General features: G+C 62.7%; 20 protein-coding genes. 13 read left to right on the top strand and 7 right to left on the bottom strand.

Features of this window, described 5'->3' with window-relative positions; all coding sequences use genetic code 11:
- Nucleotides 1-408 precede the first annotated feature (408 nt).
- Nucleotides 409-846: a hypothetical protein gene (locus tag POS17_RS09705; protein ID WP_060838349.1), complete on the bottom strand. Its 438-nt coding sequence runs from the start codon at nucleotides 844-846 to the stop codon at nucleotides 409-411.
- Nucleotides 847-947: 101 nt separating this feature from the next.
- On the opposite strand from POS17_RS09705, the gene POS17_RS09700 reads away from it, so the two are divergent.
- On the top strand, nucleotides 948-1385 hold the full coding sequence (locus POS17_RS09700; protein ID WP_016964862.1) for a universal stress protein: 438 nt from the start codon (nucleotides 948-950) through the stop codon (nucleotides 1383-1385).
- A gap of 79 nt (nucleotides 1386-1464) precedes the next feature.
- Here POS17_RS09700 and POS17_RS09695 read toward each other — a convergent pair whose 3' ends face one another.
- Nucleotides 1465-3387, bottom strand: coding sequence for an ATP-binding cassette domain-containing protein (locus tag POS17_RS09695; RefSeq protein WP_060838348.1), 1923 nt, complete (start codon nucleotides 3385-3387; stop codon nucleotides 1465-1467).
- 213 nt (nucleotides 3388-3600) lie between these two features.
- Here POS17_RS09695 and POS17_RS09690 point away from each other — a divergent pair, with 213 nt between their 5' ends.
- Nucleotides 3601-5529 carry a transglycosylase SLT domain-containing protein gene (locus POS17_RS09690; protein WP_060838347.1) on the top strand — a complete coding sequence of 643 codons (1929 nt, stop codon included), beginning with the start codon at nucleotides 3601-3603 and terminating at the stop codon, nucleotides 5527-5529.
- Between the two features lie 123 nt (nucleotides 5530-5652).
- Here the strand turns inward: POS17_RS09690 and POS17_RS09685 are convergent, their stop codons facing one another.
- Nucleotides 5653-7431 (bottom strand): ABC transporter transmembrane domain-containing protein, encoded by a 1779-nt coding sequence (locus POS17_RS09685; RefSeq protein ID WP_162492849.1) that lies wholly within the window; start codon nucleotides 7429-7431, stop codon nucleotides 5653-5655.
- A gap of 259 nt (nucleotides 7432-7690) precedes the next feature.
- On the opposite strand from POS17_RS09685, the gene POS17_RS09680 reads away from it, so the two are divergent.
- A complete protein-coding gene (locus POS17_RS09680; protein WP_011060254.1) occupies nucleotides 7691-7870 on the top strand; it encodes a PA1571 family protein in 180 nt (59 codons plus the stop codon).
- A 75-nt stretch (nucleotides 7871-7945) separates the two neighbouring features.
- Here POS17_RS09680 and pdxB read toward each other — a convergent pair whose 3' ends face one another.
- Nucleotides 7946-9088 carry a 4-phosphoerythronate dehydrogenase PdxB gene (pdxB, locus tag POS17_RS09675; protein ID WP_060838345.1) on the bottom strand — a complete coding sequence of 381 codons (1143 nt, stop codon included), beginning with the start codon at nucleotides 9086-9088 and terminating at the stop codon, nucleotides 7946-7948.
- 188 nt (nucleotides 9089-9276) lie between these two features.
- Between pdxB and POS17_RS09670 the strand changes: the two genes are divergently transcribed.
- Nucleotides 9277-10686: an MATE family efflux transporter gene (locus POS17_RS09670; RefSeq protein ID WP_060838344.1), complete on the top strand. Its 1410-nt coding sequence runs from the start codon at nucleotides 9277-9279 to the stop codon at nucleotides 10684-10686.
- Here POS17_RS09670 and tusA read toward each other — a convergent pair.
- Together tusA and rlmM are read right to left on the bottom strand one after the other, a co-directional pair.
- Nucleotides 10683-10934 (bottom strand): sulfurtransferase TusA, encoded by a 252-nt coding sequence (tusA, locus tag POS17_RS09665; RefSeq protein ID WP_047302965.1) that lies wholly within the window; start codon nucleotides 10932-10934, stop codon nucleotides 10683-10685. The two genes, POS17_RS09670 and tusA, sit on opposite strands and share 4 nt — an antisense overlap.
- 192 nt (nucleotides 10935-11126) lie before the next feature.
- A complete protein-coding gene (rlmM, locus tag POS17_RS09660) occupies nucleotides 11127-12200 on the bottom strand; it encodes a 23S rRNA (cytidine(2498)-2'-O)-methyltransferase RlmM (protein WP_060838343.1) in 1074 nt (357 codons plus the stop codon).
- 208 nt (nucleotides 12201-12408) lie between these two features.
- Between rlmM and acnA the strand changes: the two genes are divergently transcribed.
- The 3 genes from acnA to POS17_RS09645 all read left to right on the top strand — a co-directional run bounded on the left by acnA (nucleotide 12409) and on the right by POS17_RS09645 (nucleotide 17901).
- A complete protein-coding gene (acnA, locus tag POS17_RS09655) occupies nucleotides 12409-15150 on the top strand; it encodes an aconitate hydratase AcnA (protein WP_060838342.1) in 2742 nt (913 codons plus the stop codon).
- A 176-nt stretch (nucleotides 15151-15326) separates the two neighbouring features.
- Nucleotides 15327-16118: a CPBP family intramembrane glutamic endopeptidase gene (locus POS17_RS09650; protein WP_060838341.1), complete on the top strand. Its 792-nt coding sequence runs from the start codon at nucleotides 15327-15329 to the stop codon at nucleotides 16116-16118.
- Between the two features lie 217 nt (nucleotides 16119-16335).
- Nucleotides 16336-17901 carry a methyl-accepting chemotaxis protein gene (locus POS17_RS09645; RefSeq protein ID WP_060838340.1) on the top strand — a complete coding sequence of 522 codons (1566 nt, stop codon included), beginning with the start codon at nucleotides 16336-16338 and terminating at the stop codon, nucleotides 17899-17901.
- A 152-nt stretch (nucleotides 17902-18053) separates the two neighbouring features.
- On the opposite strand, the gene POS17_RS09640 is transcribed toward POS17_RS09645, so the two are convergent.
- Nucleotides 18054-18749, bottom strand: coding sequence for an alpha/beta family hydrolase (locus POS17_RS09640; protein WP_060838339.1), 696 nt, complete (start codon nucleotides 18747-18749; stop codon nucleotides 18054-18056).
- A 99-nt stretch (nucleotides 18750-18848) separates the two neighbouring features.
- Here POS17_RS09640 and ccoN (POS17_RS09635) point away from each other — a divergent pair, with 99 nt between their 5' ends.
- The 6 genes from ccoN (POS17_RS09635) (at nucleotide 18849) to ccoO (POS17_RS09610) (ending at nucleotide 24618) form a co-directional block, all read left to right on the top strand.
- Nucleotides 18849-20273 carry a cytochrome-c oxidase, cbb3-type subunit I gene (ccoN, locus tag POS17_RS09635; protein ID WP_047302957.1) on the top strand — a complete coding sequence of 475 codons (1425 nt, stop codon included), beginning with the start codon at nucleotides 18849-18851 and terminating at the stop codon, nucleotides 20271-20273.
- 10 nt (nucleotides 20274-20283) lie between these two features.
- Nucleotides 20284-20892 carry a cytochrome-c oxidase, cbb3-type subunit II gene (gene ccoO, locus POS17_RS09630; protein ID WP_016967270.1) on the top strand — a complete coding sequence of 203 codons (609 nt, stop codon included), beginning with the start codon at nucleotides 20284-20286 and terminating at the stop codon, nucleotides 20890-20892.
- 3 nt (nucleotides 20893-20895) lie between these two features.
- On the top strand, nucleotides 20896-21126 hold the full coding sequence (locus POS17_RS09625; protein WP_047336150.1) for a cbb3-type cytochrome oxidase subunit 3: 231 nt from the start codon (nucleotides 20896-20898) through the stop codon (nucleotides 21124-21126).
- Nucleotides 21123-22070 (top strand): cytochrome-c oxidase, cbb3-type subunit III, encoded by a 948-nt coding sequence (ccoP, locus tag POS17_RS09620; protein ID WP_060838338.1) that lies wholly within the window; start codon nucleotides 21123-21125, stop codon nucleotides 22068-22070. Before POS17_RS09625 ends, ccoP begins: the two co-directional genes overlap by 4 nt.
- Before the next feature lie 497 nt (nucleotides 22071-22567).
- On the top strand, nucleotides 22568-24010 hold the full coding sequence (gene ccoN, locus POS17_RS09615; RefSeq protein WP_011060241.1) for a cytochrome-c oxidase, cbb3-type subunit I: 1443 nt from the start codon (nucleotides 22568-22570) through the stop codon (nucleotides 24008-24010).
- Entirely contained in the window at nucleotides 24010-24618 is a 609-nt protein-coding gene (gene ccoO, locus POS17_RS09610) for a cytochrome-c oxidase, cbb3-type subunit II (protein WP_011060240.1), read from the top strand. Before ccoN (POS17_RS09615) ends, ccoO (POS17_RS09610) begins: the two co-directional genes overlap by 1 nt.

The raw sequence follows: 24618 nt of genomic DNA, 5'->3' as shown, positions 1-24618 counted from the left end.
CGCTCATTTCATACGCCCGTTTGATTTGGGTACGCCACATTCAGGGAAAATCCGCCAATTGTCAATCGTACAAAACACTGTTTGAAACGCGACTTTGCGGTCACTTCATCGCTCCCCGGACCTTCAACACGGCCCCGCATTCAAGGCCATTCATAGGATCAATATTTAGAAAAATCGCCCTAAATCCCCCGACCTCAAGGAGCAAGTACGACTAAGCTGGGGATATATCTGAAGAAATGACCAGAAAACATTTATCGAATAAAGCCACTGCCCAGACAGCAAAAAGCCACCCGAAGGTGGCTCCAACCCGATTACCGGCCTGCCTGGCCATCCCGCCCGATGTTGAGTCGGGCTTTTTATTGCCCAGCGCCCAGCCCCACCCTGCCCCGGACGCGCTCCTCGAAGGCCTCAGGCCAAGGCCTTGAGCACCGAGGCGATGTTCTCCAGGACACTGACCTCGCCACGCTCGTTCCAGTACAGGGCAATCAGCTGCTTGTCCGCTTCAACCTTGAACACCCCGGACGGCAACGTCTGCAGGCGCTGGAGCAGCAGCTCGTCGACACAAGGCTCACGCCATTGATTGACCCAGCAACCGGGAGCTGTCTGCCAGTAACTCCAGCAGGCCGATTGCGCGCTACGCCGCGGGCGGTGGTACTGCGGGCACGGATTGGGGGGCTCCTGTCCCAGCCAATGTGGCCACTCCTGAGGCGCCAGCTGCATGGCCAGGCCCATGCGCCGCGCCTCCATGCGCAGGGCGATCAGGCCGCTCTGGCGGCGCGAGGGACGCAACCACGCCAGCGGACTCAGAACCACCGCAAGGATTGACACCACTATCCAGACCGTCATATCAGTACTCTCGATTTTTTGATGAGCGGGGCCTGGGCAAAACCAACCCGCTTGAAAGCAGCCATACTTGAAGCTATTGCAATCCTCAGGAGGAGCGCCTCATGTCCTACCACCATATTCTGGTCGCCGTAGATCTAACCGAAGAGTGCGATCCTGTTATCCACCGCGCTCGCGAGCTGTCGGTGAGCAATGGGGCCAAGCTGTCCCTGGTGCATATCGTCGAACCCATGGCCATGGCCTTCGGCGGCGATGTCCCCATGGACCTTTCGCAACTGCAGCAGCAACAGTTCGACCAGGCTCGGGAGCGCCTGGATCGACTGATCCACAAGTACCCGGAGCTGACCAAGGAATACAGCCACCTGACCTACGGACAGCCACGCCAGGAGATTCACCACCTGGCCAAGGAGCAGGAATGCGACCTGATCGTGGTCGGCAGCCATGGCCGCCACGGCCTGGCGCTGTTACTGGGCTCCACCGCCAATGACGTTCTCCACGGCGCGCCTTGTGACGTGCTGGCGGTGCACCTGGTCAAGCGCTGAATACCGCCACCGGCACGCCAGCGGCCTCGACAAAAAGCCCGACTCTGAAGTCGGGCTTTTTTTATTGCTCAGCGGTCATTCAGGCATCCAGCTCGGCCCAGCGCTCGACCATCTGCTCCAACTCGGCATTCAACTGCTCCAGCCGGGCGATGACCGCAGCGGTTTCCGCCACCGGGCGCTGATAGAAACCGGCATCGGCCATTTCCGCCTCGACCCCGGCAATCTGCTGCTCCATCGCTTCGATCTGCCCCGGCAACGCCTCAAGCTCGCGTTGCAACTTGTAGCTGAGCTTCTTCTTCGCCGCCGGAGCCTCCTGCGCGGGGGCCGGCGCCGCGGCTTGTACCGGCGCCACCACGGCGGAATTCAGCTCGGCCTTGCCGGACTTGTTCTCGGTCACGCCCAGCAACCGCGGCGAACCGCCCTGACGCAGCCAATCCTGATAACCGCCAACGTACTCGCGAACCTTGCCCTCGCCTTCAAAGACCAGGGTGCTGGTCACCACGTTGTCGAGGAACGCCCGGTCGTGGCTGACCATCAGTACCGTGCCCTGGAAAGTCAGCAGCACTTCCTCCAAAAGCTCGAGGGTTTCCACATCCAGGTCGTTGGTCGGCTCGTCGAGCACCAGCAGGTTGGCCGGCTTGCTGAACAACTTGGCCAGCAACAGACGGGCACGCTCACCGCCGGACAGCGCCTTGACTGGCGTACGGGCACGTTGCGGGCTGAACAGGAAATCACCCAGGTAGCTGAGCACGTGACGGCTCTGGCCATCGATCTCGATGAAGTCGCGACCTTCGGCGACGTTGTCGATCACGGTCTTTTCCAGGTCCAACTGGTGGCGCAACTGGTCGAAGTAGGCCACGTCGATCCGTGTACCCTCTTCCACCTTGCCGCTGCTGGGAACCAGGCCACCGAGCATCAGCTTGAGCAAGGTGGTCTTGCCGGTGCCGTTGGCGCCCAGAAGGCCGATACGGTCGCCGCGCTGCAGGACCATGGAGAAGTCCTTGACCAGGAACGGACCATCCGGGTGAGCGAAGCTGACGTTCTCCAGCACCATCACCTGCTTGCCGGACTTGTCTGCGGTTTCCAGCTGAATATTGGCCTTGCCGGTACGCTCGCGGCGCTCACTGCGCTCCACGCGCAGCGCCTTGAGCGCACGCACGCGGCCTTCGTTACGGGTACGCCGGGCCTTGATGCCCTGGCGAATCCACACTTCTTCCTGGGCCAGGCGCTTGTCGAACAGCGCGTTGGCGGTTTCTTCCGCCGCCAGCATGGCTTCCTTGTGCACCAGGAAGCTGGCGTAGTCGCCGTTCCAGTCGATCAGGCCACCGCGATCCAGTTCGAGAATGCGAGTGGCCAGGTTCTGCAGGAAGGAACGGTCGTGGGTAATAAAGAGGACCGCGCCCTGGAAATCCTTCAGCGCCTCTTCCAGCCAGGCAATGGCGCCGATGTCCAGGTGGTTGGTCGGCTCGTCGAGCAGCAGCAGGTCCGGCTCGGACACCAGGGCCTGGGCCAGCAGCACGCGACGACGCCAGCCGCCGGACAACTCGGCGAGGGTCTTGTCGGCGGGCAGTTGCAGACGGCTCAGGGTGCTGTCCACCAGTTGCTGCAGGCGCCAGCCGTCACGGGCTTCGAGGTCGTGCTGGACGTGCATCAGTTTTTCCAGATCGGCGTCGGTGACGATGTTCTGGCTCAGGTGGTGGTACTGGGCCAGCAGCTCGCCGACACCGTCCAGGCCCTGGGCAACCACGTCGAACACGGTCCGCTCGTCGGCCACCGGCAATTCCTGGGGCAACTCGCCGATCTTCAGACCGGGTGCGCGCCATACGGAGCCGTCGTCGGGCTTCTGATCGCCCTTGACCAGCTTCATCATGCTGGATTTGCCAGTACCGTTACGGCCGATGATGCACACCCGCTCACCACGGGCGATCTGCCAGGACACCTTGTCCAACAACGGCATGGCGCCGAAAGCAAGGGACACATCGCTGAATTTGAGCAGGGTCATGTTCTTCTCCAAAAACCGGGCGCGCATTCTACCTGACTTGAGCCCGCAGAAGGCCGGCTATTTCGCCGCCGGCCACCCCTGAGGCACTTTTGTTGCCAACTGATGCCAAGGGTTCGGCAAAGCTTTCACCGGTTGCTGGCAAAAGGCTAAGCTAGTGAGCAATCAGTGTTGGCCTTGTCGGCACTTGTCATGATTTCTCTGCCCGGATGTCTCATGCGCAGTCGCCTTTTCAGTGTTTTATCTTGCCTGCTTCTCACCGCCGCAGCCGTCCAATCCGCCCAGGCGGCAGACCTGACTCTACAACGCCAGTATTACGATGAAGCCAAGCGCGCCCTGGCCAAGGGTGATTCCGGCCCCTACTTCCGTTACGCCGATGCGCTGCGTGACTACCCGCTGGAACCCTACCTGGCCTATGACGAGCTGACTGCCCGGCTGAAATCCGCCAGCAACGCCGAGATCGAGAAATTCCTCGCCGAACATGGCGATCTGCCCCAGGCCAACTGGATGAAACTGCGCTGGTTACGCTGGCTGGCCGAACGCGGCGATTGGGCGACCTTCACCAAGTACTACGACCCGAAACTCAATTTCACCGAGCTGGACTGCCTCAACGGCCAGTACCAGTTGGGACACAATCTCAAGGCCGAAGGCTACGCCGCCACCGAAAAGCTCTGGCTGACCGGCAAATCCCAACCGGCCGCCTGTGACGCCTTGTTCGCGCAATGGGCCGCCGAAGGCCAACTGACCGAACAGAAACGCTGGCAACGGGCCAAACTGGCGGCCGAAGCCCGCAACTATCCTCTGGCCAACAGCCTGGTGAAGAGCATGACCAGCCTGGCGCCTCAGGGTCGCCTGCTGGTCGATGTGGCGCAAAAACCCGAATTGCTGAGCCAGCCCTCGCGCTTCCAGCCGGCCGATGAGGCCATGTCCGATGTGGTCGGCCTCGGCCTGCGCCGACTGGCACGCCAGGACCCTGACAAGGCAATGGCCCTGCTGGACGGCTATGCCAGCAGCATGCACTTCTCCCGCGACGAAAAAGTGGCGATTGCCCGCGAAATCGGCCTGACCCTGGCCCGGCGCTTCGACAGCCGCGCCCTGGACGTGATGACCAAGTACGACCCGGAGCTGCGCGACAACACCGTGTCCGAATGGCGCCTGCGCCTGCTGTTGCGCCTGGCACGCTGGGAGGATGCCTATCAGTTGACCCGCAAGCTGCCTCAGGACCTGGCCAGCACCAACCGCTGGCGCTACTGGCAGGCTCGCAGCCTGGAGCTGGCCCAGCCGCAAAACCCTCAGGCCCAGGCGCTGTTCAAGGGGTTGGCCCGGGAGCGGGACTTCTATGGCTTCCTCGCCGCCGATCACGCCAAGGCCCCCTATCAGCTGAACAACCAACCGCTGATGCTGAGCCAGGCGGTCATCAACAAAGTCCGTAATACCCCGGGCGTGCGTCGCGCCCTGGAGTTTCATGCCCGAGGCCAGATCGTCGACGGGCGCCGCGAGTGGTACCACGTCAGCCGACACTTCAACCGCGACGAAATGGTGGCCCAGGCCAGGCTGGCCTACGACCTGAAGTGGTACTTCCCGGCCATCCGCACCATCAGCCAGGCTCAATACTGGGATGACCTGGACATCCGTTTCCCAATGGCTCACCGCGACACCCTGGTGCGCGAAGCCAAGGTCCGCGGCCTGCATTCCAGCTGGGTGTTCGCCATCACCCGCCAGGAAAGCGCCTTCATGGACGACGCCCGCTCCCACGTCGGCGCCAGCGGCCTGATGCAACTGATGCCCGGCACCGCCAAGGAAACCGCGCGCAAGTTCAGCATCCCCCTGGCCTCGCCCCAGCAAGTGCTGGACCCGGACAAGAACATCCAGCTGGGCGCCGCCTACCTGAGCCAGGTGCACAGCCAGTTCAACGGCAACCGGGTGCTGGCCTCCGCGGCCTACAACGCGGGTCCCGGGCGGGTGCGCCAATGGCTCAAGGGCGCCGATCACCTGAGTTTCGATGTGTGGGTGGAAAGCATCCCCTTCGACGAAACCCGCCAGTACGTACAGAACGTGCTGTCGTACTCGGTGATCTATGGGCAGAAGCTCAATTCACCGCAGCCGCTGGTGGACTGGCATGAGCGCTACTTCGACGACCAGTGACCCCACCCCTCCACAAGCCCGCAACGATGCGGGCTTTTTATTGGGCCAGCTCCTGGCTCGCCCGCGAAGAAACCGTCGAACTGGGCGCCAGCCTTTTGGACGCTTTCGCCGGCAAGCCGGCTCCTACACCGCTGCCTGAGGGCCGTCGCTGAATTGCAGGGCCGCCAGGCGCGCATAGAGCGGACTGTTGGCGATCAGTTGCTGATGAGTACCCACCGCCACCAGCTTGCCCTGATCCATGACCGCAATGCGGTCGGCATTCTTCACCGTAGCCAGGCGATGGGCGATCACCAGAGTGGTGCGGTCCTTCATCAGGCTGGGCAAAGCCTGCTGAATCAGATGCTCGCTCTGCGCGTCCAGGGCGCTGGTGGCTTCATCCAGCAACAGGATCGGTGCGTCCACCAACAATGCCCGGGCGATTGCCAGGCGTTGCCGCTGGCCGCCGGAGAGCCCCAAGCCGCCATCTCCCAGATGGGTCCGGTAGCCATCGGGCATCTGCTCGATGAACTCGTGGGCATAGGCGATCTTCGCCGCGTCCTGAACCTCGGCCAGGGTCGCGTCAGACCTACCGTAGCGGATGTTCTCTTCGATGCTGCCGTAGAACAGCGCCGGGTTCTGCGACACCAGGGCAAAGCAGCGGCGCAGATCCTGCGGGTCGAGCTGGGTCAGGGGGACGCCGTCCAGCAGGATCCGTCCCCGCTGTGGATCGTAGAAACGCAGCAACAGGTCATAGAGAGTGGATTTGCCTGCGCCCGAAGGCCCCACCAGCGCCAGGGTTTCCCCGGCCCGCACCGTCAGAGTCAAACCGTCGACGGCATAGCGATCCGGTCGCGACGGGTAGGCGAACCCCAGGTCCTCCAGTTGCAGCTCACCACGCACCCGCGCCGGCAGGCTCACCAGCCCGCTGTCGGGCGGTTGGATGCGGCTGTCCGCCCGCAGCAATTCGGCAATGCGTTCCGCCGCCCCCGCGGCCCGCTGCAACTCGCCAATCACCTCACTCAAGGTGCCGAAGGCACTGCCGACGATCAGGCTGTAGAAGACGAACGCTGCCAGCTCACCGCCGGAAATGCGCCCGGCAATGACATCCATGCCGCCGACCCAGAGCATCACGCCCACCGCCCCCAGGACCAGGACGATCACCAGGGTAATCAGCCAGGCACGCTGGACGATGCGCTTGCGCGCCGTATCGAAGGCATCCTCCACTGTCACGGCGAAACGCTGCTCGTCCTGGGCCTGGTGGTTATAGGCCTGGACCGTCTTGATCTGGCCGAGGGTTTCCGAGACGTAGCTGCCAACATCGGCGATCCGGTCCTGGCTCAGGCGCGACAGGCTGCGGACCCGGCGACCGAAAATCAGAATCGGCGCCAGCACCAGCGGCAAGGCCACCACCACGATACTGGTGAGCTTGGGGTTGGTGACAAACAGCAAGACAATGCCCCCCAGCACCATCAGCGCATTGCGCAGGAACAACGACAGCGAGGAGCCGATCACCGACTGCAGCAAGGTGGTGTCCGCCGTCAGCCGCGACTGGATCTCCGAACTGCGGTTGTTCTCGTAAAAGCCGGGGTGCAGGTAGATCAGGTGATTGAACACCTGGCGCCTGATGTCCGCCACACAGCGCTCGCCGATCCACGACACCAGGTAGAAACGCACAAAGGTGCCCACCGCCAGGGCCAGGACCAGCAGCAGGAACAAGCCAATGGACTGATTGAGCAAATGCGGCGACTGGGTCATGAAGCCCTGGTCCACCAACAGCCGGATGCCCTGCCCCATGGACAAGGTGATGCCGGCAGTGACAATCAACGCCAGCAAGGCGCCCAGCGCCTGCCAACGGTAGGGAGCAATGAAGCGGTTGGCCAGATGCAGCGCCCGGCGGTGACGAGAAGAGAGCATGCAGTTCATCCATTGACGCGCCGGCGACTGATCCGCTGCAGCGGCGGCAACGAGATGAATTCGCGGGAACTTTGCTAAATCACAATGAGTCAGGTTGATTATGACCGCTGACACTAGAGCCTAGAGATTATCGGTCTAATCTGTGGCTGGCACTCCCTGGACATTTCTGGTGGAGTGAAGTGGCCGGGCCAGTCCTGGTGGCGGTCTGTAACAGCTTGGTCACCCGGCCATTCTAAAGTAAGCACACAACCTGATGAGGAGACAGGCCATGTCCTTGCAACACAGCAGCAATGACAAGATTCAAGTGATCCGTACCCAGCCGAACCAGTCTCTAGGGTGTGCCATCATCGACGCTCAGGGTCGCGAAGTACCTATTACTGAAGACATGATCCAGAACGCCTGCCGCGAACTGGAAAAGCGACTGGTCAAGCCTGCTCGGCAAGATTGACACACAGCCTCACGTCCTCTTGACCCGGCCTTATGGCCGGGTTTTTTATGCCCGCGCCCTGGGCTGCGAACGGGTTCAGACTTGGCTGGCACCCAGGGCCCTGACGATCCGGCTCAGCACCGGCGACTCCCCTTGAATCCGCACTTGCAGGCCATCAACTTCGCGGCGCTCCGGGTAATGCTTGCGCAAGCCATCGAAGGCACTGCGCTGCCGGGCGACATCGTCCACCAGGCTGCGGCGCAAATCCGCATCATCACGGCGCGGGTCGTACACCGCCCGACAGATCATCGCCAAGGCCCAGGCCGGGTCGGCATTGGCATTGAGGCTCACCTGCGGCACCCAGGGCGCCGGCAGCAAGCTGGCCAGGCTGACCTGTTCGGCCTGCCCGAGGAAGCGGCAATAAGCCTGGTAGATCTGTGCCGTGCCACGCTGCTTGCCGTCCAGGCTGTAACCGGCGATATGGGGCGTGGCCAGCACGCACAGGTCCGCCAGTTCGCGGTCCACGGTCGGCTCCTCTTCCCAGACATCCAGCACCGCCTGCAAATCCTCACGCTCAAGCAGGACTTCACGCAGCGCCCGGTTATCCACCACCGGACCGCGGGCGGCATTGATCAGCCAGGTGCCCTGCTTGAGCCGGTCCAGGCGCTGCCGGTCCAGCAGGTGCCAGGTGGCATGCTCGCCGTGGCGGGTCAGCGGGGTATGCAGGCTGATGACGTCACAACGCTCGATCAACTGCTCCAGGCTGACATAGTCGCCGCCTTCTGCCGCCTGGCGTTGCGGATCACAGACCAGCACCTGCCAACCCAGGCCGCGCAGGACCTTGATCAGGCGCCCGCCAACTTCACCGGCCCCCACCACGCCATAACAGCGTTGCGCCAGGTCCGCCCCTTCGATCTCGGCCAGGGTCAACAGGCTGCCCAGCACATAGTCCACCACGCCCCGGGCATTGCAGCCCGGGGCACTGGACCAACTGATCCCGGCTTGCTGGAAGTAGTCCAGGTCCAGGTGATCGGTGCCAATGGTGCAGGTGCCGACAAAACGTACCGGACTGCCTTCCAGCAGTTGACGATCGACCTGGGTCACCGAGCGCACCAGCAGCACATCGGCCTGCTCCACGGCCGCCCGATCGATGGCGCGCCCGGGGAAGCGCCGAATCTCGCCAAAGCCGGCAAAGAACTCGTCAATCAGGGGAATATTTTCGTCGGCAACAATCAACATGGCAGGCTCCTCGTGCGGAGCCGCAGTGTAGGCGCAGATGCCAGGGCGAGCCAGCACCGCTTGAAGTCCAGCGCCCGTTTGCAGCGCAGACGCCCTTACAAATCCACAACACTGGATTTTTTCCTGACCACCATGTCAACGAGTAGACTGTCGCGTCCTGCGCAACACACCTATGGACGCTCCGCCCCGTGAATTCCGTGACCGACACCCCTTCCAACACCGCCATCAGCCGCCCTGCCCGGGTCGGCCGTGAACTGCGGGACCTGCTGCAACTGGCCCTGCCCATCATGATTGCCCAGGTGGCCACCACCGCCATGGGCTTTGTCGACGCCGTGATGGCCGGCCGGGTCAGCTCGCGGGACCTGGCGGCCGTGGCCCTGGGCAACTCGATCTGGATTCCGGTGTTCCTGCTGATGACCGGCACCCTGCTGGCCACCACGCCCAAGGTGGCCCAGCGCTTTGGCGCCGGCAAGCTGCACGAGATCGGCCCGGTGGTACGCCAGGCCCTGTGGCTGGCCGTGGTGGCCGGGATCTCGGCGACCCTGATGCTGGTCAGCGCCGAACCGATCCTGCACCTGATGAACGTCGATCCCGAACTGATCAAGCCCTGCATGGGCTATCTGCACGGCATCGCCAGCGGCCTGCCGGCGGTGGCGCTGTACTACGTGCTGCGCTGCCTGAGCGACGGCCTGGGGCGCACGGTGCCGAGCATGGTCATCGGCCTGTGTGGCCTGGCCCTGAACATCCCCATCAACTACATCTTCATCTATGGCCACTTCGGCGTGCCGGCCATGGGTGGCGTGGGCTGTGGCTGGGCCACGGCCATCGTCATGTGGGCCATGATGCTGGGCATGGCCGGCTGGATTGGCTGGGCGCAGGCCTATCGCAAGATCCAGCTGTTCAGCCAGTTCGATTGGCCGCAAGGGGCAGTGATCGGTCGCCTGCTCAGCGTCGGCCTGCCCATCGGTATCGCAGTATTCGCCGAGTCGAGCATCTTCGCGGTGATCGCCCTGTTGATCGGCAGCCTGGGAGCCACGGTGGTGGCCGGACACCAGATCGCCCTCAACGTCAGCGCCCTGATGTTCATGATCCCCTACTCCCTGGCCATGGCCGTGACCGTGCGGGTCGGCCAGTCCCTGGGACGCCAGCAGCCGCGTGACGCACGCTTCAGCGCCGGGGTCGGCATGGGGGCGGCCCTGGCTTATGCCTGCCTGTCGGCGAGCCTGATGTTTCTGCTGCGCGACCCCATCGCCTCGATCTACACCAACGACCCGCTGGTGATCCAGGTCGCCTCGATGCTCATCGTCTACTCGGCGCTGTTCCAGTTCTCCGACGGCATCCAGGTCACCGCCGCCGGCGCACTGCGGGGCTATCAGGACACCCGGGTGACCATGATCCTGACCCTGTTCGCTTATTGGGGGATTGGCTTGCCGGTCGGCTACGCCCTGGGCCTGACCGACTGGTTCGGCCCGGCGCGTGGACCGAGCGGCTTGTGGGAAGGCTTGATTGCCGGCTTGACCTGCGCCGCGCTGATGCTGCTGATCCGCCTGACCCGCAGCGCGCGCAAGCAGATCCGCATCAGCCGTTCGGCCGGTTAGTCGAGCTTCTTGCGAATCCAGTAGAGATAGGTCCCGGCCTCTTCCTGCTGCGCCACCAGTTCGTGGTCGAGAAACACACAGAACTTGGGAATGTCACGGCGGGTGGAGGGGTCGGTGGCGATCACTTTCAACAGCCCGCCTGCCGGCAGGTCACGGATGTGCTGGTGCAGCATCATCACCGGCTCGGGGCAATTGAGGCCGGTGGCGTCAAGGGTGCCGTCGACCGGCGTATCGATGATTTGACTCATGGTTCACTCCTGAAACAGGCGGGCATTGTCGCGCAATGGCGCCATAGGGTCATCTGTTGCCGTCGTTCCACGGCCCCGGTCCTGCCGTAGGAGCTGGCTTGCCAGCGAAGGCATACTCACGCCTTGCACAGCTGTGGGGCCTTTTTCGCCGGCCAGCCGGCTCCTACCTGGAAGCGGGCGGTGTTGCGGGTACTACGCCGACTTGGGCTTTTTCACATCCAGGCGCCGCAGGTGGCAGGTCACTTCCTCGCGGTCGTGATACAGCTGCTTGCAGCCAATCGCCACGCGAATCCCCCGGGCCTTGAAGCCTTCTTCGATCCGCTCCAGCAGACGCTTCACTTCGGCGTAACGCTGCTTCATCGGCAGCTTCAGGTTGACCACTGCTTCGCGGCAATGGCCCTCCCCGATCCAGGTTTCCAGCAGCGCCGCGTTGCGCGCCGGCTTCTCGACGATGTCGCAGACCATCCAGTCCACCGGCTGCCGTGGCTTGAAGGTAAAGCCGTCCGCCATCAAGTGCTGCACTAGGCCGGTATCCATCAGGCTTTCGGCCATCGGACCATTGTCGACGGCAGTCACCAGCATGCCGCGATTGACCAGTTGCCAGGTCCAGCCTCCCGGCGCCGCCCCCAGGTCAACCCCGGTCATGTCGCTGTGCAGGCGCTCGTCCCATTGATCACGGGGGATGAAGTGATGCCAGGCCTCTTCCAGCTTCAGGGTCGAGCGGCTCGGCGCTTCCCGGGGGAATTTCAGCCGCGGTATGCCCATCGGCCACATGGCCGAGTTACCGGCATCCGCCAGGCCGACAAAGACCTCGCGACCGCTCTTGAAGGTGAGCAACAAGCGTGGCTTGGCGGCATCCTCCACCAGCTTGCCGGCGGCGCTCAGGGCCTTGCGCAGCGGTCCTTCGAACTTCTTGCAGAAGTTAGACAGCTCCTTGCCGTCATTGGTATCCACCACTTCCAGCCACAGGCTGCCACACTGGGGAAAAGCGGCCAGATAGGCCAGGATCACGCTGATGCGGTCGGTTTCCGGCAACTCGATGAAGCCGCCACGGGCCCACTGCCGGGGAAAGATCAGTTCCGAGAAGCGCAACCCCTGCATCAGGCGCTGGGCGCCGTCGTCCTCGGTGCAGATGAACTCGGCGCAGGCGCTGCTGGGTTTGGCCTTGGCGTAGCCGGCGACATTCAAGCGAGCAGCGTGATCGGCGATCTCGGAGCAGACCTCGCCCTCGAAACCGGGCCGGCAGTGGATAAACAGGGTGTTCATTGAATCTCCTGGGCAAATGGCGACGAATCGATGCGCAAACCTGCCCTGTAGCAAAGCCTGTCACGAAAACCGGCGCATCATAACCGAGTTCGGAACCTTGGACTTGCGCCAGCAGTCCAGTGATTAGCCATAAGCCCCAAACAGAGCTAGGTTAACTCTCTGTCCGTATCACAGGCCCGTAGCCGTGCGGGCCACAAGGAGTCATTCAATGCCATCCCTCGATAGCCTGAAAACCCTTAAGACCCTGAAGGTCGATGACAAGACCTATCACTATTTCAGCCTGCCGGACGCCGCCAAAAGCCTGGGCGATATCGATGCCCTGCCCATGTCGCTGAAAGTCCTGCTGGAAAACCTGCTGCGCTGGGAAGACGACAAGACCGTCACCGGCGCCGACCTCAAGGCCCTCGCCGCCTGGCTCAAGGAGCGCCGCTCCGACCGCGAGATCCAATACCGCCCGGCCCGGGTGCTGATGCAGGACTTCACCGGCGTGCCGGCGGTGGTCGACCTGGCCGCCATGCGTGCCGCCATGGCCAAGGCCGGCGGCGACCCGCAGCGGATCAATCCGCTGTCGCCGGTGGACCTGGTGATCGACCACTCGGTGATGGTGGACAAGTTCGCCAGCAGCAGCGCCTTCGAACAGAACGTCGACATCGAGATGCAGCGCAACGGCGAACGCTACGCCTTCCTGCGCTGGGGCCAGAGCGCCTTCGACAACTTCAGCGTGGTGCCGCCGGGCACCGGCATCTGCCATCAGGTCAACCTGGAATACCTGGGGCGCACGGTCTGGACCAAGGACGAGGACGGCCGCACCTACGCCTTCCCCGATACCTTGGTGGGCACCGACTCGCACACCACCATGATCAATGGCCTCGGGGTGCTGGGCTGGGGCGTGGGCGGCATCGAGGCAGAAGCGGCGATGCTCGGCCAGCCGGTGTCGATGCTGATTCCGGAAGTCATCGGCTTCAAGCTCACCGGCAAGCTCAAGGAAGGCATCACCGCCACCGACCTGGTGCTGACGGTGACCCAGATGCTGCGCAAGAAGGGCGTGGTGGGCAAATTCGTCGAGTTCTATGGCGATGGCCTGGCCGACCTGCCCCTGGCGGACCGCGCCACCATCGCCAACATGGCACCGGAATACGGCGCCACCTGCGGTTTCTTCCCGGTGGACGACATCACCCTGGATTACCTGCGCCTGTCCGGGCGCCCTGCCGAGCTGGTGAAGCTGGTAGAAGCCTACAGCAAGGCCCAGGGCCTGTGGCGCCTGCCGGGCAAGGAGCCGGTATTCACCGACAGCCTGGCCCTGGACATGGGCAGCGTCGAAGCCAGCCTCGCCGGACCGAAACGGCCGCAGGACCGGGTGGCACTGCCCAACGTGGCCCAGGCTTTCAGCGACTTCCTCGACCTGCAGTTCAAACCCACCAGCAAGGAAGAAGGCCGCCTGGAAAGCGAGGGCGGCGGCGGTGTCGCCGTGGGCAACGCCGATCTGGTGGGCGAAGCCGATTACCTGGATGCAGGCCAGACCTATCGCCTGAAAAACGGCGCGGTGGTGATCGCCGCCATCACCTCCTGCACCAACACCTCCAACCCCAGCGTGATGATGGCCGCCGGACTGGTGGCAAAGAAAGCCGTGGAAAAGGGCCTGCAACGCAAGCCCTGGGTCAAGAGCTCCCTGGCTCCTGGCTCCAAGGTGGTGACCGACTACTACAAGGCCGCGGGCCTGACGCAATACCTGGACCAGCTGGGCTTCGACCTGGTGGGTTATGGCTGCACCACCTGCATCGGCAACTCCGGACCGCTGCAGGAGCCGATCGAAAAAGCCATTCAGCAGGCCGATCTCACCGTGGCTTCGGTGCTGTCGGGCAACCGCAACTTCGAGGGCCGGGTCCATCCTCTGGTCAAAACCAACTGGCTGGCCTCGCCGCCGCTGGTGGTGGCCTATGCCCTGGCCGGTACGGTGCGCATCGACCTCAGCAGCGAGCCCCTGGGGCACGGCAAGGACGGCCAGCCGGTGTACCTGCGGGACATCTGGCCCAGCAGCCGGGAAATCGCCGACGCCGTAGCCCAGGTCAACACCCGGATGTTCCACAAGGAATACGCCGAAGTGTTTGCCGGTGATGCGCAGTGGCAAGCCATCGAAGTGCCGCAAGCGGCCACCTATGTCTGGCAGGACGACTCGACCTATATCCAGCACCCGCCATTCTTCGATGACATTGCCGGCCCGCTGCCGCAGATCACCGATGTCAGCGGCGCCCGGGTCCTGGCCCTGCTGGGGGACTCGGTGACCACCGACCACATCTCCCCCGCCGGCAATATCAAGGCCGACAGCCCGGCCGGCCGCTACCTGCGGGACAAGGGCGTGGAACCGCGGGACTTCAACTCCTACGGCTCACGGCGTGGCAACCACGAAGTGATGATGCGCGGCACCTTCGCCAACATCCGCATCCGCAACGAAATGCTCGGCGGCGAGGAAGGTGGCAACACCTTGTACATTCCCACCGGCGAGAAGCTGGCGATCTATGACGCAGCCATGCGCTACCAGGCCGACGGCACGCCGCTGGTAGTGATCGCCGGCCAGGAGTACGGCACCGGCTCCAGCCGCGACTGGGCGGCCAAGGGCACCAACCTGCTGGGGGTCAAGGCGGTGATCGCCGAAAGTTTCGAACGGATTCACCGCTCCAACCTGGTGGGCATGGGGGTCTTGCCCTTGCAGTTCAAGCTGGATCAGAACCGCAAGAGCCTGAAGCTCACCGGCAAGGAAACCCTGGACATCCTCGGTCTGAGCGATGTGGAACTGACACCGCGGATGAACCTGCCCCTGGTCATCACCCGCGAAGATGGCAGCCAGGAGAAAATCGAGGTGCTGTGCCGCATCGATACCTTGAATGAAGTGGAGTACTTCAAGTCCGGAGGGATCCTGCACTACGTGTTGCGGCAATTGATTGCATCCTGATCCGCCACGAAAACAGACACCGCCTACGGGCGGTGTTTTTCGTCGGGCTGTCGAACAAAACGCAGCTGGTTATACTTGCCGCCCGCCGGAACTGACCCACCGGTCGCAAAAACGACTACAGATCCGGCGCTGTACGACGTCTCTGCAATACCCATTCTTCGCAACAAGGATTCCACATGACCGCTCTGCCATGGATGTATCTGGCACTCCTTTCTATTGGCTACGCACTGGCCCTGAGCTATGGCCAATTGGGACTGCTGGCTGCCCTTTCGATCCTCCTTCTGCTCTGTGCCGGCCTTGCCGTGCGCCAGCAACGCAGCCGGGTCGGCCAATATCTGGGCCACGGCCTGTTCGTGGTGCTCGCCCTGGCCCTGGCCATGCACTGGCTGCCCGGCTTCTACAACGGCCGGGCCATCGACCCGCAACGTTTTACCGATGATGCCGTGCCGTTTTCCATGTACCTGAACCAGGACAAGCCGCTGATCGGTTTCTGGCTGCTGCTGGTGTGCCCGTGGATCGTTGGCCGACGCTCGTTGCGCCTGTCGCTGTATGCCACCGCCGTGGCCCTGACCCTGTGCGCCGTGGCTGCGCTGGGTGGCGCACTGCTGCTGGGGATCATCAGCTGGGCCCCGAAATGGCCGGATCAGGCCTGGCTGTGGGTGCTCAACAACCTGCTGCTGGTGACCCTGGTGGAGGAAGCGCTGTTCCGTGGCTATATCCAGGGCGGTCTTAGCCGACGCTTCAAGGCGCTGCCCTACGGCGAGAACCTGGCGCTGCTGTGCGCAGCCCTGCTGTTCGGCCTGGTCCACCTGGGCGCGGGGTGGCAATGGACCCTACTGGCGGGCATCGCCGGGGTCGGCTACGGTCTGGCCTATCGTTTTGGCGGCCTGAGCGCGGCGATTGCCACTCACTTCGGTCTCAATCTGCTGCATTTCGGCTTGTTCACCTATCCGATGCTGGCCGGATAAGCGGCCGGTTATTTAGCCAAACCAGTACTTCAGAAGTATTGACTGCCAAGGAAGAAGGTCAATGATTAGCCCCTCGCCAACGCCTGCTGAAACCCGCAGGCGTTTTTTGCAAGCGACACATTCTGCCAATAAGACCCAGAGCCGATTATTGAAAAATAATTTCAATAATCGGTTGAAGCGGCCGACAACCCATCAAAGCCTTGCGGATTGAAAAACCATGCGTAATAACCAGCCTGTCACTCAGCGCGAACGTACCTTCCCGGCTCAACAACGGTTGATTTCCACCACCGACGCCAAAGGCGTGATCACCTACTGCAACGACGCCTTTGTCGAGATCAGTGGGTTCTCCCGTGAAGAACTGGTTCGCGCACCGCACAACCTGGTACGTCACCCCGATGTGCCGGCGGCGGTGTTTGCGCACATGTGGGGCACCTTGAAACAAGGCTTGCCATGGATGGGCATCGTCAAGAACCGCTGCAAGACCGGCGACCACTACTGGGTCAACGCCTATGTAACGCCGGTGTTCGAAGGCAACCAGGTGGTGGGCTACGAGTCGGTACGGGTCAAACCCACCGCCGAGCAGGTACGCCGCGCCGAAGCCCTCTACCAACGCATCAACACCGGCAAGTCGGCCATTCCCAAGCGTGACAAGTGGTTACCGGTGCTGCAGGACTGGCTGCCGTTCATTCTGGTCAGCCAACTGAGCTTCATGATCGGCGCCTGGCTCAACTCCCATTGGGGCTTTGCCCTGGCTGCGGCGCTCTCGGTACCGCTGGGCCTGCTGGGCCTGAGCTGGCAGCAACGCGGCCTCAAGCGCCTGTTGCGCCTGGCCGAGCAGACCACTTCCGACCCGCTGATTGCCCAGATGTACACCGACAGCCGCGGCGCCCAGGCACGCCTGGAAATGTCGATCCTGAGCCAGGAAGCGCGCCTGAAGACCTGCCTGACCCGCCTGCAGGACACCGCCGAGCACCTCAACGAGCAGGCTCGCCAGTCCGATACCCTGGCCCACAACAGCTCCAGCGGCCTGGAACGTCAGCGGGTCGAGACCGAGCAAGTGGCCACCGCAGTCAACCAGATGGCCGCCACCACCCAGGAAGTGGCCAGCCACGTGCAACGCACCGCCGACGCCACCCAGGAAGCCAATCGCCTCACCGGTCGTGGCCGGGACATCGCCGGGGAAACCCGTGAAGCCATCCAGCGCCTGTCGGTGGTGGTGGGCGAAACCGGCCTGACCGTGACCCAGCTGGCCAAGGACAGCGACGAGATCGGCGGCGTGGTGGACGTGATCAAGGGCATCGCCGACCAGACCAACCTGCTGGCATTGAACGCGGCCATCGAAGCGGCACGCGCCGGAGAAATGGGTCGCGGCTTTGCCGTGGTCGCCGATGAAGTGCGTCAGTTGGCCCAGCGCACCAGCGAGTCCACCGGGCAGATCCACACCCTGATCGCCAAGCTGCAGCAAACCGCCGCCACTGCCGTGCAGACCATGGACGCCGGTCATCGCCAGGCCGAAGAAGGCGTGGCCCGAGTCCTGGAAGCCGACCAGGCGCTGGTGGGCATCAGCGAAGCGGTCGCCAATATCACCGACATGACCACCCAGATCGCTGCCGCCACCGAAGAGCAAAGCTCGGTGGCCGAAGAGATCAGCCGCAATATCAGCACCATCGCGCAACTGGCGGACCAGACTTCGGAGCAGGCCCAGCACTCGGCCGCACTCAGCGAAGCCCTGACCCTCACCGCACACACCCAGTACTCGCTGGTGGAGCGTTTCAACCGTTAAGCCCGCCCGGGTTGGCGAGAAAAACCGCAAGCTCCGGCTTGCGGTTTTTTTATGCCCGCAAACCCGCCCAACGACCGTGGGAGCGAGCTTGCTCGCGATAAGTCTTCAGAGGTTCGAGGGCCGGGTTCGCGAGCAAGCTCGCTCCTACAGGATCAGGCCAGTGTTTGCAGGAACGCCGCGACCTTTGCCGCCGCAGACTCCAGATGCTGCTCATGGGTGAAGCCTGAGGCCTTCAGGGGCTTGAGATCGTGATCAGCGGCCGCCAGCCAGTACAGCTCGATACTGGGCGCCAGCGAGTAGGCTTCGACCGCCTGGCGATTGCCCAGGGCGTCACGCTCGCCCTGCACGATCAGGCTCGGCGTCGCCAGTTCGGCCAGGTGCACAACCCGCGGCTTCTCCGGCTTGCCCGCCGCATAGAAGGGATAACCCAGGCACACCAGGGCGTCGGCCGCCAGTTCGTCGGCCAGCAGGCTGGCCATGCGCCCGCCCATGGACTTGCCGCCCAGCGCCAGGACCCCAGTGACATAAGGTCGCACCAGAGCATGCACCTCACGCCAGCATTCCAGGAGTTTGCTCGCCGGGTTGGGCGGCCGCTTGCCGCCGTCCAGGCGCCGCTGGGCCATGTAGGGAAACTCGAAGCGCAAGACGTTCACCCCATGCCCGGCAAGGCGTGCAGCGATGTCGTTCATGAACCCGCTGTCCATCGGCGCGCCGGCACCGTGGGCCAGGATCAGCGTCGGTGCTTCCAACGGGTCGGCAACAGCGGCGACCTCCCATAACCAGCCGCGCTCCTGCACGCACTGCGCCCATTGATCCCCGTCAATACTGGCCTTGTGCTCATTGCTCATGCTTGCCTCGCTTTTAGTCTGCCTATAACTCCAGACGAAGTGAGCGCGCCTTGCCGTGCGCAGTCGCTTTCACTTCAGCTGAACCGTGGATGGGGAACCATGAACACTTCTATCAGTACCGCCTACAACTACAAGGTGGTCCGCCAATTCGCCATTATGACGGTGGTGTGGGGCATCGTCGGCATGGGGCTCGGGGTTTTTCTCGCTGCCCAGTTGGTCTGGCCTGAACTCAACTTCGACCTACCGTGGACCAGCTTCGGCCGTCTACGTCCGTTGCACACCAACGCCGTGATCTTCGCCTTTGGTGGCTGCGCGCTGTTTGCCAGCTCGTTCTACTCGGTGCAACGCACCTGCCAGACTCAGCTGTTCGCGCCGAAAATCGCCGCGTTCTGCTTCTGGGGCTGGCAACTGGTCATCCTCCTGGCGGCCATCAGCCTGCCATTGGGCTACACCAGCTCCAAGGAATACGCCGAACTGGAATGGCCGATCGATATCCTGATCACCATTGTCTGGGTGGCCTACGCCATCGTATTCTTCGGCACCCTGATGCAGCGCAAGACCAAGCACATCTATGTGGGTAACTGGTTCTTCGGCGCCTTCATCATCACCGTGGCCATCCTGCACATCGTCAACAACCTGGAACTGCCGGTCAGCTTCACCAAGTCCTACTCGGTGTATGCCGGTGCGACCGATGCGATGGTGCAATGGTGGTACGGCCACAACGCCGTGGGCTTCTTCCTGACCGCGGGCTTCCTGGGGATGATGTACTACTTCGTACCCAAGCAGGCCGAGCGTCCGGTGTACTCCTACCGCTTGTCCATCGTGCACTTCTGGGCATTGATCACCCTGTACATCTGGGCCGGTCCGCACCACTTGCACTACACCGCGCTGCCGGACTGGGCTCAGTCGCTGGGCATGGTGATGTCACTGGTACTGCTGGCGCCAAGCTGGGGCGGTATGATCAACGGCATGATGACCCTCTCGGGCGCCTGGCATAAGCTGCGCAGCGACCCGATCCTGCGCTTCCTGGTGGTGTCCCTGGCGTTCTACGGCATGTCGACCTTCGAAGGTCCGATGATGGCGATCAAGACCGTCAACGCCCTCTCGCACTACACCGACTGGACCATCGGCCACGTACACGCCGGCGCTCTGGGCTGGGTAGCGATGATCTCCATCGGCGCCCTGTACCACCTGATCCCGAAAGTCTTCGGCCGCGAGCAGATGTACAGCGTCGGCCTGATCAATACCCACTTCTGGCTCGCCACCATCGGCACCGTGCTCTACATCGCCTCGATGTGGGTCAACGGTATCGCCCAGGGCCTGATGTGGCGTGCGGTCAACGAAGACGGCACCCTCACCTACTCCTTCGTCGAAACCCTGGTGGCCAGCCACCCAGGCTTCATCGTGCGACTGGTCGGTGGTGCGATCTTCCTCAGCGGCATGTTCCTGATGGCTTACAACACCTGGCGCACCGTGCGTGCCGCAGTGCCAGCCGAAGTCAACGCCGCTGCGCAGATGGCCTGAGGAGTCCGCAATGAAACACGAAACGATTGAAAAAAACGTCGGCCTGCTGATGCTGCTGATGGTCTTCGCGGTGAGCATCGGCGGTCTGACCCAGATCGTCCCGCTGTTCTTCCAGGACGTCACCAACAAGCCGGTGGAAGGCATGAAGCCCTACACCGCGCTGCAACTGGAAGGCCGCGACATCTACATCCGCGAAGGCTGCGTACAGTGCCACTCGCAGATGATCCGTCCGTTCCGCGCCGAAACCGAACGTTATGGCCACTACTCGGTGGCCGGTGAGAGCGTCTGGGACCATCCGTTCCTGTGGGGCTCCAAGCGTACCGGTCCGGACCTGGCCCGAGTGGGCGGCCGCTACTCCGATGACTGGCACCGCGCGCACCTGTACAACCCGCGCAACGTCGTGCCCGAGTCGAAGATGCCGGCTTATCCGTGGCTGGTGAACGCTCCGGTGGATAGCAGCCATACCGAAACCAAGCTCAAGGTCATGCGCACCCTGGGTGTGCCGTACACCGACGAAGACATCGCCGGCGCTACCGCCACGCTCAAGGGCAAGACCGAGATGGACGCCCTGGTGTCCTACCTGCAAGTGCTTGGCACTGCGATCAAGAGCAAGAGGTGAGCCATGGGTTTTGAACTCGATAGCGGCATGATCCGCGGGCTCGGGACCCTGGTGGTGATGATCGCCTTCGTCGGCCTGTCGATCTGGGTGTTCAACTCAAAACGCAATCCCGAGTTTGCCCAGGCACGCCTGCTGCCCTTCGCCGACGACCCGATGCCGGGTACGGCACCGGCCGGCAACACAACTGATGACGCTCAACCTCAAGAGCCTGCAACAAGGAGCATTCGGCCATGACCACCTTCTGGAGTACGTGGATCTGCGTACTGACCATCGGCAGCCTGATCGGCCTGACCTGGCTGCTGGTCGGCACCCGCAAGGGTGAAACCAAGGGCAGCGTGGACCAGACCATGGGCCACGCCTTCGATGGCATCGAGGAGTACGACAACCCCCTGCCGCAATGGTGGTTCCTGCTGTTCGCCGGGACCCTGGTGTTTTCCGTGGGCTACCTGATCCTCTACCCGGGTCTGGGTAACTGGAAAGGCATCCTGCCGGGCTATGAAGACGGCTGGACCCAGACCAAGGAATGGGAAAAGGAAATGGCCAAGGCCGACGTGAAGTTTGGGCCGATCTTCGCCAAATTCGCGGCCATGCCCGTGAAAGAAGTAGCCAAGGACCCGCAAGCACTGAAGATGGGCGGACGCCTGTTCGCGTCCAACTGCTCGGTGTGCCACGGCTCTGACGCCAAGGGTGCCTTCGGCTTCCCCAACCTGGCAGACGACAACTGGCGCTGGGGCGGCAGTGCCGACACCATCAAGGCCACCATCATGGGCGGCCGCATGGCGGCCATGCCAGCCTGGGGTGACGTGCTCAAGGAAGCAGGCGTGAAGAACGTAGCGGCTTATGTCCGTCACGAACTGGCCGGCCTGCCCCTGCCTGCCGACAGCGATGCCGACCTGGTAGCCGGACAGCAAGCGTTCAGCACCACCTGCGTAGCCTGCCACGGCGCCAACGGCAAGGGCACCCAGATCATGGGCGCGCCCGACCTGACCCAGCCGGCCGGCTTCATCTACGGCACCAGCCTCGCGCAACTGCAACAGACCATCCGTCATGGTCGCCAGGGCCACATGCCAGCGCAGAGCGAATTGCTCGGCAATGACAAGGTGCAACTGCTGGCCGCCTACGTGTACAGCCTGTCCCACAACAGCAGCAACAAGCCACAAGCTGAAAGCGACAAGTAAGGGATCAACGGCAAGCTGCGAGATTTCACTTGCAGCTTGCCGCTTGAAACTTTCCCCCCCGCCTCTTTGCGACCAAGTGTCGCACCCTCTCTCCCCCCTTCGTTTGCACTCATCCGATTCAGGTCTAAGCTTGCCCCGATGGGGACTGGCAAGGGCTGGTCACAGGCCAACGGTATCCGTGACGTTCGAAGCTTCTGCTCGATGACAGGCCGCAAAGGCTGGTTTATACCGGCTGTCGACTCGCTTACCGCCTGTCAGCTGATCCATCAGCTTCCACACACCCGGTTACAACCAACCTGACACCCCCCGAATCCTGTCCACTGCGACAGTCTGTCCGAGGGCATTTTTTTGTCCCTACTCGGCATAGGGAAAGGCCGCAGAATCAGGCATGGAACGCATTGACCCAGGTCATGGCGCGTTGCAATGACCCCCTGCTTTCTCCATACTTGCGGCCGATTTTTATCCCTAATAAAACACCCAAACCGTGGAACCTTAGAATGAGCACAGCAATCAGTCCGACTGCTTATAACTATAAGGTAGTCCGCCAGTTCGCCATCATGACGGTGGTCTGGGGGATCCTTGGCATGGGGCTCGGTGTCTTCATCGCGTCGCAACTGGTCTGGCCGGAGTTGAACTTCGGTCTGCCATGGACGACCTTTGGACGCCTGCGCCCGCTGCACACCAACCTGGTGATCTTCGCCTTCGGTGGATGTGCATTGTTTGCCACCTCTTACTATGTCGTGCAGCGAACCTGCCAGACGCGACTGATTTCCGACAGCCTCGCGGCCTTCACCTTCTGGGGCTGGCAAGCGGTGATCGTCGGCGCGATCGTGACCCTGCCCCTGGGTTACACCACCACCAAGGAATACGCCGAACTGGAATGGCCCCTGGCTATCCTGCTGGCGATCGTCTGGGTCACCTACGGCCTGGTGTTCTTTGGCACCATCACCAAGCGCAAGACCAAGCACATCTATGTCGGTAACTGGTTCTACGGTGCCTTCATCGTGGTGACCGCGATGCTGCACATCGTCAACCACGCTTCCCTGCCGGTCAGCTTCTTCAAGTCCTACTCGGCCTACGCCGGTGCGACTGACGCGATGATCCAGTGGTGGTACGGCCACAACGCCGTGGGCTTCTTCCTGACCACCGGTTTCCTGGGGATGATGTACTACTTCGTACCCAAGCAGGCCGAGCGTCCGATCTACTCGTATCGCCTGTCCATCGTGCACTTCTGGGCGCTGATCACCCTGTACATCTGGGCCGGTCCGCACCACCTGCACTACACCGCGCTGCCGGACTGGGCCCAGTCCCTGGGCATGGCCATGTCGATCATCCTGCTGGCTCCGAGCTGGGGCGGCATGATCAACGGCATGATGACCCTGTCGGGCGCCTGGCATAAGCTGCGCACCGACCCGATCCTGCGGTTCCTGGTGGTGTCCCTGGCGTTCTACGGCATGTCGACCTTCGAAGGTCCGATGATGGCGATCAAGACCGTCAACTCGCTGTCCCACTACACCGACTGGACCATCGGCCACGTACACGCCGGCGCTCTGGGCTGGGTAGCGATGATCTCCATCGGCGCCCTGTACCACCTGATCCCGAAAGTCTTCGGTCGTCAGCAGATGCACAGCATCGGCCTGATCAACACCCACTTCTGGCTGGCTACCATCGGTACCGTGCTGTACATCGCCTCGATGTGGGTCAACGGCATTACCCAGGGCCTGATGTGGCGCGCCATCAACGACGACGGCACCCTCACCTACTCCTTCGTCGAAGCGCTGCAAGCCAGCCACCCGGGCTTCATCGTCCGTGCTCTGGGCGGTGCGTTCTTCGCCACCGGCATGCTGATCATGGCGTACAACGTGTTCCGCACCGTTCGCGCCTCGAACCCGGCTGAAGCTGAAGCCGCCGCTCAGATCGCTGTAGTTGGAGCTCACTGATGAAGCACGAAGTAGTCGAGAAGAACATTGGCCTGCTGGCCTTCTTCATGGTCATCGCCGTCAGCATCGGCGGCCTGACCCAGATCGTCCCGCTGTTCTTCCAGGACGTCACCAACAAGCCGGTGGAAGGCATGAAGCCGCGCACCGCGCTGGAACTGGAAGGCCGCGACGTGTACATCGCCAACGGCTGTGTCGGCTGCCACTCGCAGATGATCCGTCCGTTCCGCGCCGAAACCGAACGTTATGGTCACTACTCGGTGGCTGGTGAAAGCGTCTGGGACCACCCGTTCCTGTGGGGCTCCAAGCGTACCGGTCCGGACCTGGCCCGAGTGGGCGGTCGTTACTCCGATGACTGGCAGCGTGCGCACTTGTACAACCCGCGCAACGTCGTCCCCGAGTCGAAGATGCCGGCTTATCCGTTCCTCGTAGAAAACAAGCTCGACGGCAAAGACACCGCGAAGAAAATGGAAGTCTTGCGCACGCTCGGCGTCCCTTACACCGACGAAGACATCGCCGGCGCCAAGGATGCTGTGAAGGGCAAAACCGAAATGGACGCGCTGGTGGCCTATCTGCAAGGCCTGGGCACCATCATCAAAAGCAAACGGTGA

Source organism: Pseudomonas sp. Os17 (genome assembly GCF_001547895.1).
Taxonomy (GTDB): Bacteria; Pseudomonadota; Gammaproteobacteria; order Pseudomonadales; family Pseudomonadaceae; genus Aquipseudomonas.
Note: the sequence above shows the minus strand (reverse complement) of the source record. Positions and strands in the feature narration are given on the sequence as shown.